The organism is Salegentibacter sp., assembly GCF_041642575.1.
In the GTDB taxonomy this organism is placed as follows: Bacteria; Bacteroidota; Bacteroidia; order Flavobacteriales; family Flavobacteriaceae; genus Salegentibacter.
The window spans coordinates 1-11,666 of the sequence record NZ_JBEPWD010000004.1; the positions used below are offsets into that span (position 1 = coordinate 1).

Below are 11,666 nucleotides of genomic sequence, written 5' to 3' on the forward strand. Positions count from 1 at the left end.
GAGGGCAGTGAATTTATCATTTATCTTCCGGTGATTAAATTAAAAAAACAGGAACATAAAATCACCCCTTTAGAAAACCACGTCCCCCCACCCGCACTGCTGGCAAATAAAAAAGCACTTATTGTCGATGATGAACCTTCTCAACTTGCCTTAACCCAGGAATTGGTGAAGTCTATAGGTCTTAATTGCGAAAGCAGCTTGAATGGTTATGATGCCTTGAATAAGCTAAAAACCGGGAAATTTGATCTAGTGCTTACCGATATTCAAATGCCCAGGATGGATGGATTGGAGCTCGTCTCCCAAATTAAGGAGGACCCTGAAATTAAGAATACACCTGTGATTGCAATTTCAGGAAGAACTACCCTTGAGCCTGATTTCTACACCCGGGCCGGATTTGCAAAAAGTCTTATTAAACCTTATAAACCACAGGAACTCTTAAATAGTATTGCCGAGATATTCCAGGTTAAGGTTAAGTCAAATAATTATCTACCGCCCAGCAAGAGACCCGGCACCGAATATGATCTTGAGGAGATCTACCAGTTTTCGGGTGGTGATGAAAACGCTATGCACATCATCATAAATGCTTTTCTGGAGAGTTCGGAAAAAAATCTGGAGATTCTGGAAGAGTCTTATAAGAAACAGGAAAAAGAGAAAATGGCATCGGTTGCCCATAAAATGCTACCCATGTTCCGGCAAATGAAAGCTGATTCAATAGCCGAAAAGTTAAGGGAAATTGAAACTTATAATGATTTACAAGAAGCCGAATTTCAGGATCTTATTAGAAACATCAGGTTGCTTATGAATAATTTGAAGACCGAGATTACAGTTTGATCCCGTATTGTTTCAGTTTGTTATAAAGCGTTTTGCGATCTATTGAAAGCAACCTTGCAGCTTTACTTTTATTTCCGCCTGATTTTTCCAATGCCTCGATAATGAGTTGCTCTTCGTTCTTATTTTTAAAAAGCCCATATTCGGTTTCAGATTTTTGAGCGGTAGAGATCTCGTGAGGTAAAACTTTTAAAGGAATAAGATCGTCCTGGGTTAACAGTACGGCACGTTTCACCATATTTTTTAATTCCCGTAAATTCCCCGGCCAGTTGTAGTTTTTAAATGCTTCGATGGCTTCTTCTGTAAAACCTATTACATTTTTTTCCAATTCAGCATTTGCTTCATCCAGAAAGTAATTGGCGAAGATCATTAAATCTTCTTTTCGGTCTTTAAGCGCTGGAACTTTAATTGAAAATTCATTAAGTCGGTGATACAAATCTTCCCTGAATTCTCCTTCCCGTACTGCCTGGGCAAGATCCTCATTGGTGGCGGTGATCACACGAATATCAACTTCAATTTCGTTGTTACTGCCCACGGGTTTGATCTTTCTCTCCTGGAGTGCGCGTAGCAGCTGCACTTGTAAATCATAGCCCAGGTTCCCTATTTCATCAAGGAACAATGTTCCTCCATTGGCAGCTTCAAAGTGACCGGTTTTATCATTTATCGCCCCGGTAAAGGAGCCTTTTAGATGTCCGAAAAATTCACTTGAAGCGAGTTCCCGTGGAATCGCTCCACAATCTACAGCGATAAATGCGGCATCGTTTCGCTTGCTTTGCAAATGGATACTTTTAGCGACCTGCTCTTTTCCTGTTCCGCTCTCCCCCATTATGAGTACCGACATGTTTGTGGGAGCAACCAGCTCAATATAATCGTTTAATTTATGAGCGGCATCACTTACTCCTTTTACAAAACTATCTTTTTGCAGTTTAATATTTTCAGCTTTTTTAGCCGGTTTTACGGTCTCTGCTTTTACTGCATTATTATGTTTAAGAGCATTTTCAATAGTTTGTAATATTGATTCCGGCCGGAAGGGTTTAGATACATAATCAAAGGCACCATCCTTCATGGCCTGTACTGCCATACTTATTTCAGCATAGCTGGTCATAACAATAACCTGCGTCTTGGTGTTTTTAGCCTTAACTTCTTTTAGAATATCAAGTCCATCTTTGTCGGGAAGGCGAACATCGGTAAGAATAAGGTCAAAATCCTTCTGCCCTATTTTATTTAATGCTTCAGAAGCTGAAAATGCAAGGTCCACCTCATAGTCTCTCTTATGTAAAAAAGTCTTAAGCATTGTGCCAAAAGCAACATCATCTTCTACTATGAGGATTTTAGTCATAAATAACACTGAATTAAAATGTTCAATGCAAATTTAACAATCTTATGTTCATAGGTTTTAAAATTAAACATAAAAAAAGAGGCCAATTCAATTGACCTCTTTTCCTGACAAATCTAAAAATTTATACTTGTCATTTGTGGTGGTATCCATTTCACGGAAAAAATGCAGAATATTCTTCAACATCTTACAAACGACTTTTTAGTGTTAGTTGATCAAAGAAACCTGGTTCTCTGAAAGTCGTTTTGCTCAATTTCAACACCCTTTGGGGGGTGATTAAACTATTCGAATTCGTCCGTGCCGAAAGAGTTGGCTTCTCTTAAGCTTCGGCTTTTATTTTTTTAAAAAACCACCGTACTCTATGGTAGGGTAAATACGGCGGTTTTTATGTTGGTTAGTTAGTAAGCGGTTAAGAAAATTAGCAGATCTATTTATCTTCTTTATCCTTCTTGTCTATCCAGTTACCATCTTCATCAGCATAAACTTTCTTTTTCTCACCTTCTACATTAAGGGATAGTTTATACATTTTTTTACCTTCTTTTTCCTTCACCCATGCTTCTTCAGTAACAGCGCCATTGAAATCGGTCATTACAGCATCTTTAACTGCCTGTGGTAGTGCCACAACATCGATTTCTTTAAAATCTGATTTTTCCTGAGCATGAGCTTCCATTTCTACGTCGGTATGTACTTCACCTTCTACCTGGGCGTTTACATTTTCAGTAAAAAAGAACATTGCAGCTGCAGCTATTAAGCTTAATCCTAACTTTTTCATAATTCTTTATTTTAAGTTTTTAAAGTTTTAGTTGTTAATTATAAAGGAAGAATTATACCAATTTAAACTTTTATTGAATAATTACCTCAAAAACAGCGTATTATGTGTATTTCGAGTAAGTACTTCTGAAAAAATTATGTAGAATTCCCCTCTTTTTAAGAATTTGTTATGTAGAAATACTACCACAATTGGACCTCCAAATTGTAGAAAATGAAAAAGAGGCCCGAAAGCCTCTTTTTCTCCGAAAATCTAAATTATACAACAGTTATCCACGCTGTTGTGCTAGTTAGTTTGAATCAAGTTTTTATCAAACTCAATTAATTAAAGGGAAAACCATACCATCACCACGATTTTGGTTTATTTCACTGAAAATAAATAATTTATAAGAATACCATTTATATAAGGTCCGGGAAATTATGGGGAATTTGATTCCATATTCCTCAAACCTGTAGAAAACTTACACAGTTTTCATCTCTATTGAAGCGGACTTTTCCTCCCGGCTTTTTTCTCAGCCTGGATTTTCTTCTTTTTTAATCGCTTTTCCCGCGCAGCACGGGATGGCTTAGTCTTTTTACGAGTTTTCCGTCTTTTCAGGGCCTCTCTTATCATATTAAGAAAACGCTGAATTACATCCTCTTTATTTTTATGTTGACTCCGGGAAACCTCACTTTGAATAACCAGTTCTCCTGCTCCGGTAATTTTCCTCCCGAGTTTATTTTGGATCCTGGTTTTTTCTTCTTCCGATAGGGCTTCAGAGTTCTCTACTAAAAAATGAAGCTCAACTTTTGAAGAGGTTTTATTCACATGTTGACCACCAGCGCCCGAACTTCGCACTGCTTTAAAGCTGAGCTCCTGTCTGATCTTTTCTTCGTCCACTATACTTAGGCTGTACGATGACTCGGCTTCAGCAAATCTGCCACAGTCTTCACAGGATTAAACGTTGTGACCGGAACTTCTACAAAAACAGTATTCCACATGGCCATCCCTCCGTTCCAGAGACCCGGACGCTCCAGAGCCTTTAAAGGCTTTCCGTCCTTGGTTTTGTGAGCGATAAAACTCATACTTTCATCTACATAATTATGAAGATCGTATTTCTCTTTTTTCCAGTTATAAATACCACAAACGATATCCACTGGATTGAAGTGGGTAGAGTTATTCAGGATCTTAAGCTGCTCTATATTGTCTTTGTCGATTTGAGCACCTTCAATAATTTGCAAAGAAATTTCCCCTGTTTCATCCTTTACAAGAAAAGGACCTCCCCCAGGTTCTCCTTCATTTTTTACCATCCCACAAACCCGTAATGGTTTATCCAATCTTCTGCACAAATACTGAATTTTTTCTTCCCCGGTAAACTTATTAAAGGAAGCAGTGACCTCCTGGAAAAGTTCATTTTTAAGGAAATCGGCGATCTCATCCAGTTTCGCTTCTGAAATATTTCCGGCATCCAATTGCTGTAAATATCCAAAGATCTGCTCCTGAAGCTCCAGCAATTTTCCGCCAAGCATTTTTTTGTGCTCTACAACTTCACCAAGGTTTTTCTCAACCACAACATTGTCAATATTCTTAATAAAAATAATATCAGCTTCCTGGTTATTAAGATTTTCAATAAGGGCTCCGTGCCCACCGGGCCTGAAGAATATATTACCCTCTTCATCTCTAAAAGGTTCATTATCTTCATCTACAGCAATGGTATCGGTTTTTGGATCCTGGTAGGAATAGGTGATCTCAAATTCTGTATTGGTTGCCTGCTCCACGCGCTCCTGAATGGCATCAAATTCATCTTTAAATTTATCCTTATCACCATGGGCAACCGTAAAATGCAAATTAGCAAGGCCATTGACGCTAAGGTATTTGGCCGCACCGTATAGATGCTCCTCGAAAGCGGTGGCTACTCTGTCTTCGTATTTATGGAATGGCACCAGGCCTTTTGGATAATTACTAAGATTAAGGCCATCCTCAAAAAGCATAGTTTTAACCAGGATTAATTGTTGTTCATCATTAGATTTATCTTCAAAACCGGAATAGCTTTCCCTGGCAAGTTTAAGGGCTTTATCATAAAAAGGTAGTTCAGTAATTCCCTCGAAAAAACGCTGCAAAGTGGCATCTTCCTTTTGATCAAGATAATCTCTCAGACTTTGCTTTTCAGGATTAAATTCATCGGCAAAATTATGTAAAGCTTTAAACATCCTGGTGGCGGCACCTGAGGCCGGCACAAATTTCAGTAGGTTCAAACCAGACATTCTTGTTTCATATTTCGCGATAAGGTCTTTCTTTTTCTTTTCAGAATACACAAAGATTCCATTTCCGGGAGTTGCGGCCTCCTGAATATCAACTTTTATATTTCCCCGCTCAAAAATTTGAAGCTGGCGTTCTATTTCTTTGGAGCTTAATCCTTTCTCTTCTATCTGTAAAATATCTATTTCACTAAATCCCACGCTTTACCTGTTTTTTAAAAGTTTATTAATTTCTGAAACCGCAGTTTGAAAACGCTCTTCCAAATCACCCTTTAAAACCACATAGGGTTTGCCGGCTTCTTGCAAGGCTTCTTCAAATCGCTTAAACATCCCGTCACGGTCGTATGGCTTATCCCGAAGATCGTCGGGGGTCCAGGGAACGTCAATATACATTAAAAAGTATAAATCATACCGGTTGTTTAACGCATGTTTAAGAAGTTGAGGATCACAAAACCCATCGTAATATGCTTCGGAATAGACCTTTAATTCCAGCAGGTCTGTATCGCAAAAAAGAAGCCTGTTTGCTTTCCCGGTCAATTCATTTTCACGTTGCATTTGCCCCCGGGCAATGGGCAACATATCTTCGGGTTCACAGATTTTCTGCTGTTTATCCCATTTTTCCTGGAGATACTCCCGCATATATTCCTCTACCCAGACGGTATCGAAATGTTCGGCTAACATTTCGGCCAGGGTAGTTTTTCCGGTTGATTCCGGACCAAAAAAAACAATCTTTAAGACGGACGAAGGTCGTTGCGCAAGTTTTTCTGCCATGCTTTATAACCGTATATAGCGATGATGGTGAATACAAAATACTGAATTGCTGTAAAGGTAAGGCCCTTATAGAAATATAGTGGCACCGAAATTATATCTCCTACAATCCAGAAAATCCAATTCTCGATCTTTTTATTTGCCATCTGCCACATTCCGACAAAGAAAATAGCAGTGGTTAGAGTATCAACATAGGCAGTCCAGTTATCCCATTTATCAAACCATTCATAAACCACAAAAACAAAAAGAAGTGTAATTAGAAAAATGTATAAACTCTGCCAGTTTTCCTTTCTCGTGGTATTTGTAATAGGTGTGAAATGGGTAGCATCTACCTTTCTTGTCCATACATACCAACCATAAATACTCATGGAAAAATAATATGCGTTAATCATCATATCCCCAAGCAGTTGCCACTGCCAAAGTAAATAGACAAAAATGAGGGTGCTCACGATCCCCGTTGGATAAACCAGGATATTGTTTTGTTTTGAATACCAAACGGACAAGAACCCAAAGATCACCGCAATGATCTCTAGAATTATATAAAGAGTAGGGTAACCTGAATACTGATCAAAGAAAAAATCAAAAATCGGCTGCATAGTCGCTGCGATCAGATTTTACAATTTTCATATACAACAGGCCACGGTCTATGGCTTCAAAAGCGTTTTTGATTTCTGAATTGAGCAGGGACATAACCTCATCATAATCTCCATAAACCTGGGTGCTAAGCGGATTTTCCTTCAACGTTAGGCCCGATTCTCTCATCTTTTTAATGAAGTTGATAATTGCAGGCTCAAAATCGTCCTGAATTGGAGTTAAAGTAAGTTCTACTGAAATTTTCATTTTTAGGGTTTTTCGTCGTAGCCAAATTTAAAGATTTGAAATGGGTAATGGAGAGACGAAAACAACAAATCTATTTTCATTCTTCAAAATGCGTCCCCATTACCAGCATATCGGCGCCCGCGTCATAGGCTTTCTTCTGTTGCTGTATGCTGCGGATACCTCCTCCCACGATAAGTGGAATATCTATGGCTTTTTTCACCGCTGTTATTATTTCTTCCGAAACCGGCAACTTCGCCCCGCTTCCCGCTTCAAGATAGATGAGCTTCTGTCCTGAATACTGGCCGGCAAGTGCGGTATCAACTATTGTGTCAATCTCAAATTGAGGTATTGGTTCTGTATTACTAACCCTTTGTACAGCAGAAATGTTTCCGCCGTCAATTAAAATGTAGCCCGTTGGAATAATTTCCAGACTGGTATTTTTCAGTTTAGAAACCGACTTCACCTGCTGGCCGATAAGATATTCAGGATTTCGTCCTGAAATCAGGCTCAGGAAAAGGATTACATCAGCATCTTCAGAGATCTGGTTGTGATCTCCGGGAAAAAGGAAAACCGGCAAATTAGTTTCGGTTTTAATCGCCTTTACGGTTTGGGCAGTTTTATTGTTTTCTACCGTACTTCCACCTACAAAAATGTGAGAAGTGCTTTCAGGAATGCTTTTCAAATAAGATTCAGTGCGGGTTTCTTCAAATTTATCGGGATCGATAAGTATTGCCAGTAGTTTCTTATTTTCGGCGCGTGCCGTGTAGATTTCCCGATAGAAATTCAGCATCAATTAGTTTTCTTTTGCTCTCGAAGCCCAACCATAAACGCAGGTAAAACCTTCAAATTCCAGGAATTTCATTTCATAGAAGGATTTTCTACCCTTGAATAACACTTTAGCGGTAGTTTTGGTATCCTCAAAATCAAAATCGGTTACATTGATATGCTGTAAAAAGCCTAATCCCGGCTCGGCATACATTTTATAAACCGATTCCTTGGCACCCCAAACGATGGTTAGCTTTCTAATGAGCGCTTCTTCATTGGCCAGGGTGTGATATTCCTTAAGCGGAGTGAATTTATGAGCAATTCTAAGAATTTTCTCCCGTTGTTTTTCAATATCTATCCCCACTTTTTCATCACTCACGATAATTCCGGTAAAATTAAAAGAATGAGTTATGGAGATATTTTTACCGTCTTTCAGGTGGGGTTTCCCAAGTTCATCATAATAGAGGTCTGAGTCTACATATCCAGCTTCCGCCATAAGGTGGCGAATGCTCATAAACCCACGACGATGAATTTCAGATTTCATTCCTTCCACTCTGTTCTGGCAATGGTCTGTAAGTTCTATCCCATCGCTAAGTTGTTCAAGAGGTTCTTCTACCTTCCAAATGAAGACTTTAGTATGAGGGTTTGCTGTTATTGTTTTGTAAAGGGGCATGTGGGTTTATTATAGTTTGCTTATTTTTGCCAAAATAAAATTGCTAATATTCAAATATAATAATATGTCTACTAAAACAGTGTCTTACACTCCTTATAAAGTTAAAGATATTTCCCTTGCAGACTGGGGAAGAAAAGAGATAGAACTTGCCGAATCTGAAATGCCGGGACTAATGTCTCTTCGTGAAGAGTATAAAGATGAGCAACCTTTAAAAGGTGCTAGAATTGCAGGCTGTTTACACATGACCATTCAAACTGCCGTGCTCATTGAAACCCTGGTTTCCCTTGGAGCCGAAGTTACCTGGAGTTCCTGCAATATTTTCTCAACCCAGGACCAGGCTGCAGCTGCGATTGCTGCTGCCGGAATCCCTGTTTATGCGTGGAAAGGCATGACCGAAGAAGAATTTAACTGGTGTATCGAGCAAACCCTGTTTTTTGGTGAAGATCGCAAACCCCTGAACATGATCCTCGATGATGGAGGAGATCTTACCAACATGGTTTTTGATAAATACCCCGAACTCGCCGAAGGCATCCGTGGACTTTCAGAAGAAACCACTACCGGAGTTCACCGTCTATATGAAAGAATGAAGAACGGAACGCTAGTAATGCCGGCCATAAATATTAACGATTCGGTTACTAAATCAAAGTTCGATAATAAATACGGCTGTCGGGAGAGTGCCGTAGACGCAATTCGTCGTGCTACAGATATTATGCTTGCCGGTAAACGAGTGGTAGTTTGCGGATATGGAGATGTTGGTAAAGGTACTGCAGCTTCCTTTAAAGGAACCGGAGCTATCGTGACAGTTACCGAAATTGATCCAATTTGCGCCCTTCAGGCTGCAATGGATGGTTTTGAAGTGAAAAAACTTGAAACCGTTGTAGAAAAAGCTGATATCGTGATTACTACAACAGGTAATAAAGATATTGTTAGAGGTGAGCACTTTGAAGCGATGAAAGACAAAACCATTGTTTGTAATATTGGCCACTTCGACAACGAGATTGATGTTTCCTGGTTAAACAACAATCATGGAGAAACCAAAGACACTATTAAACCTCAGGTTGATAAATATACTATCAACGGAAAAGATATTATTCTTTTAGCTGAAGGCCGTTTGGTAAACCTTGGTTGTGCCACTGGTCATCCTAGTTTTGTAATGAGTAATTCTTTTACCAACCAGACGCTTGCTCAGATAGAGCTTTGGAAAAATGCCGATAAATATAAAAATGAAGTATATATGCTTCCGAAGCATTTAGATGAAAAGGTAGCCAAACTGCACCTGGAGAAAATTGGTGTGGAATTAACCGAGCTAAAACCAGATCAGGCTGAATATATCGGAGTTGAGGTAGAAGGACCTTTCAAGCCGGAGTATTACAGATACTAAACGTCATTTCTGTAAAGACGAAAATCTTGGTGATATTATACCAAATCCCTTTTGAAGTAAAATTCAGAAGGGATTTTTTTATTCAGGAATCATAAACCAGGTAAACAGAATTATCGCTATTAATACTACCAGGGCCACGAGAAGAAAAATCATCCATTTACTAATCATAGGTTTTGCTCTGGAATCTGGCAAACGACTTCTATGAGGCTTCTCAAAGTGACTGTCTGTTTCAGAATATCCATGTTGAGTTAAAATTCCTTCAGCTCTATCCTTCTGATTTTCTTCTACCTGGATACGGCTATCCGAAGTTTTGAGGCCAGTATCTTTTTCTTCCGGAATAGTATCTGCTTCAAGGATCTTAAAATTGATACTTTCTCTAACAAGGATTTCTTTTATCTCTGAAACTTTAGAAATATCGGTGGTGCGGTATACAGTGACATATTTCATCGCTTGATCGGTTGGTTTACTTAAAGATACAAAAAAAGCCTTTTCGTTTCCGAAAAGGCTTTTGATATTATACTAAAGCAAAGTTAATTAAGCTTCAAACGGTTCTATAGAAACGTAAGATTTATTATTCTTTGTTTTAGAGAATTTTACAAGACCATCTATTTTGGCGTGTAAAGTATGATCTTTTCCTGCATACACATTCTCACCTGGATTGTGCGCAGTACCTCTTTGTCTAACGATGATGTTCCCGGCTGCGGCTGCTTGGCCACCAAAGATCTTAACACCTAAGCGTTTTGATTCTGATTCCCTACCGTTCTTCGAACTACCAACTCCTTTTTTGTGTGCCATGGCTTAAAGTTTTTTCAGGTTATTTATACTATTTGTTTTTAAGCAATGCTTTGGCTTGCTTCACCCATTCTTCTGATTCAATCTTCTCACGGGTAATTCCTTCTAAAGCAGAAAGCTCATCTCTATCGGCTGCCTTCAATTTGCTAATTTGCTCGTAGGTATAAATACCCACTTCATTCAGCCTTTTTTCGTAAGCTGGACCAATCCCGTTGATTAATTTTAAATCTTCGGCTTCGGCTTTGGTTGCAGTACCAATACTGTTCAATACTTTATCAATATTGATCTCGATATTGCTTTCATCGGCACGCTTTTCAGCACGACTTACCAAATTCTCACTTACTTCCTCTTCCTTTTTAACTTTAGGAGAGGTTTTCTTAGGCTCTTCTTTTTTGGCTGAAGTTTCTTTTTTTCCGCCTTTAGCAGTAATACTTTCAATAACGATCTCGGTTAAAGATTGACGGTGACCGTTTTTCTTCTTGTAACCTTTACGTCTTTTCTTTTTGAAAACAATTACTTTGTCCCCCTTTAGGTGACGGGTGATTTTGGCTCCTATAAGAGCACCTTCTATAGCCGGGGCGCCTAAAGTAATGTTGTCACCATCGCCGGTAAGAAGAACCTGGTCAAAAGAAACACTGTCTCCCTCTTCTCCTGCTAAACGGTTTACAAACACTCTTTGGTCTTTTGCAACTTTAAATTGCTGCCCTGCTATCTCTACAATTGCGTACATAGTGTTGTTATAATTAGATTTATGCTTTACAAACGCCTGCTTTTTAGCAAGCGGGTGCAAATATACTTCTAATTAATTAATTCACAAACTCTTCTAAAGTTTTTAATAAGTATGCTTCTTTCCTTCTTTGGTGTTCCAGGAATCTTTGAAAAGCTGCATAAATGTCAGGGTAAGGACAATTGTGGTGGCAAATCCCATTAAGGCAACCGTAAAGAGCAACATTCCTATGTTTATAAACCAGTCGTCTAACCACATAGTCACGAGCTCTTCTTCAAAACCAGGATTTATCTCGGTAGTATAAATCCCAAAGAAAATTGTGAATATAATAGTGGCGTTGAACCCGGTTAGCAAGCCGGTCATAAAACCTTTTTGATATTTGAATTTATTTCCTGCAGAAAGTCGATAATACTTTATTGCTTCCCACATTCCGTAAGCCATTATTACCCCATTAAATAAACTGTAAATAGGATATTTATGTGCCCCGAATAAAGACAATATTAGAAAATAAGCAATAAGTCCTGCAGCAGTGGCTACTCCATGTTTAATTGGAATACTGAATTTTTTCATA

At 38.7% G+C, this 11,666-nt stretch carries 15 protein-coding genes; 2 read left to right on the forward strand and 13 right to left on the reverse strand.

The annotated features are described in order from the left end of the window. On the forward strand, positions 1–831 hold an 831-nt coding region (locus ACESK1_RS01820), incomplete at its 5' end, for a response regulator (RefSeq protein ID WP_372917325.1). Here the strand turns inward: ACESK1_RS01820 and ACESK1_RS01825 are convergent. The 9 genes from ACESK1_RS01825 to ACESK1_RS01865 all read right to left on the reverse strand — a co-directional run bounded on the left by ACESK1_RS01825 (position 821) and on the right by ACESK1_RS01865 (position 8,195). Continuing rightward, positions 821–2,167: a sigma-54-dependent transcriptional regulator gene (locus tag ACESK1_RS01825; protein ID WP_372917327.1), complete on the reverse strand. Its 1,347-nt coding sequence runs from the start codon at positions 2,165–2,167 to the stop codon at positions 821–823. The genes ACESK1_RS01820 and ACESK1_RS01825 overlap by 11 nt on opposite strands. Before the next feature lie 424 nt (positions 2,168–2,591). Then, positions 2,592–2,936, reverse strand: a complete 345-nt coding sequence (locus tag ACESK1_RS01830) for a hypothetical protein (protein WP_372917329.1) — start codon at positions 2,934–2,936, stop codon at positions 2,592–2,594. 474 nt (positions 2,937–3,410) lie between these two features. After that, on the reverse strand, positions 3,411–3,812 hold the full coding sequence (gene arfB, locus ACESK1_RS01835) for an alternative ribosome rescue aminoacyl-tRNA hydrolase ArfB (protein ID WP_372917331.1): 402 nt from the start codon (positions 3,810–3,812) through the stop codon (positions 3,411–3,413). A gap of 5 nt (positions 3,813–3,817) precedes the next feature. Next, the gene (locus tag ACESK1_RS01840) at positions 3,818–5,371 is read right to left on the reverse strand and encodes a DUF4301 family protein (protein ID WP_372917333.1); all 1,554 of its coding nucleotides are present in this window, start codon (positions 5,369–5,371) and stop codon (positions 3,818–3,820) included. Between the two features lie 3 nt (positions 5,372–5,374). Beyond that, positions 5,375–5,941: an AAA family ATPase gene (locus tag ACESK1_RS01845; RefSeq protein ID WP_372917335.1), complete on the reverse strand. Its 567-nt coding sequence runs from the start codon at positions 5,939–5,941 to the stop codon at positions 5,375–5,377. Continuing rightward, a complete protein-coding gene (pnuC, locus tag ACESK1_RS01850) occupies positions 5,902–6,534 on the reverse strand; it encodes a nicotinamide riboside transporter PnuC (protein WP_372917337.1) in 633 nt (210 codons plus the stop codon). Before pnuC ends, ACESK1_RS01845 begins: the two co-directional genes overlap by 40 nt. After that, positions 6,518–6,778 (reverse strand): YkoF family thiamine/hydroxymethylpyrimidine-binding protein, encoded by a 261-nt coding sequence (locus tag ACESK1_RS01855; RefSeq protein ID WP_372917339.1) that lies wholly within the window; start codon positions 6,776–6,778, stop codon positions 6,518–6,520. Before ACESK1_RS01855 ends, pnuC begins: the two co-directional genes overlap by 17 nt. A gap of 76 nt (positions 6,779–6,854) precedes the next feature. Next, positions 6,855–7,547, reverse strand: a complete 693-nt coding sequence (locus ACESK1_RS01860) for a geranylgeranylglyceryl/heptaprenylglyceryl phosphate synthase (RefSeq protein ID WP_372917341.1) — start codon at positions 7,545–7,547, stop codon at positions 6,855–6,857. A gap of 3 nt (positions 7,548–7,550) precedes the next feature. Further along, on the reverse strand, positions 7,551–8,195 hold the full coding sequence (locus ACESK1_RS01865) for a 4'-phosphopantetheinyl transferase superfamily protein (protein ID WP_372917343.1): 645 nt from the start codon (positions 8,193–8,195) through the stop codon (positions 7,551–7,553). A 64-nt stretch (positions 8,196–8,259) separates the two neighbouring features. Here ACESK1_RS01865 and ahcY point away from each other — a divergent pair, with 64 nt between their 5' ends. Next, positions 8,260–9,576 carry an adenosylhomocysteinase gene (gene ahcY / locus ACESK1_RS01870; protein ID WP_372917345.1) on the forward strand — a complete coding sequence of 439 codons (1,317 nt, stop codon included), beginning with the start codon at positions 8,260–8,262 and terminating at the stop codon, positions 9,574–9,576. A 78-nt stretch (positions 9,577–9,654) separates the two neighbouring features. Here ahcY and ACESK1_RS01875 read toward each other — a convergent pair whose 3' ends face one another. From ACESK1_RS01875 to ACESK1_RS01890, 4 genes are all read right to left on the reverse strand, one after another. After that, on the reverse strand, positions 9,655–10,023 hold the full coding sequence (locus tag ACESK1_RS01875) for a hypothetical protein (RefSeq protein ID WP_372917347.1): 369 nt from the start codon (positions 10,021–10,023) through the stop codon (positions 9,655–9,657). Positions 10,024–10,110: 87 nt separating this feature from the next. Beyond that, positions 10,111–10,371 carry a 50S ribosomal protein L27 gene (gene rpmA / locus ACESK1_RS01880; RefSeq protein ID WP_372917348.1) on the reverse strand — a complete coding sequence of 87 codons (261 nt, stop codon included), beginning with the start codon at positions 10,369–10,371 and terminating at the stop codon, positions 10,111–10,113. 28 nt (positions 10,372–10,399) lie between these two features. Further along, complete coding sequence (gene rplU, locus ACESK1_RS01885) at positions 10,400–11,098, reverse strand: 50S ribosomal protein L21 (protein ID WP_372917350.1); 699 nt, start codon at positions 11,096–11,098, stop codon at positions 10,400–10,402. Between the two features lie 102 nt (positions 11,099–11,200). Then, positions 11,201–11,665 (reverse strand): DUF4199 domain-containing protein, encoded by a 465-nt coding sequence (locus ACESK1_RS01890; RefSeq protein ID WP_372917352.1) that lies wholly within the window; start codon positions 11,663–11,665, stop codon positions 11,201–11,203. Position 11,666: the final 1 nt, after the last annotated feature.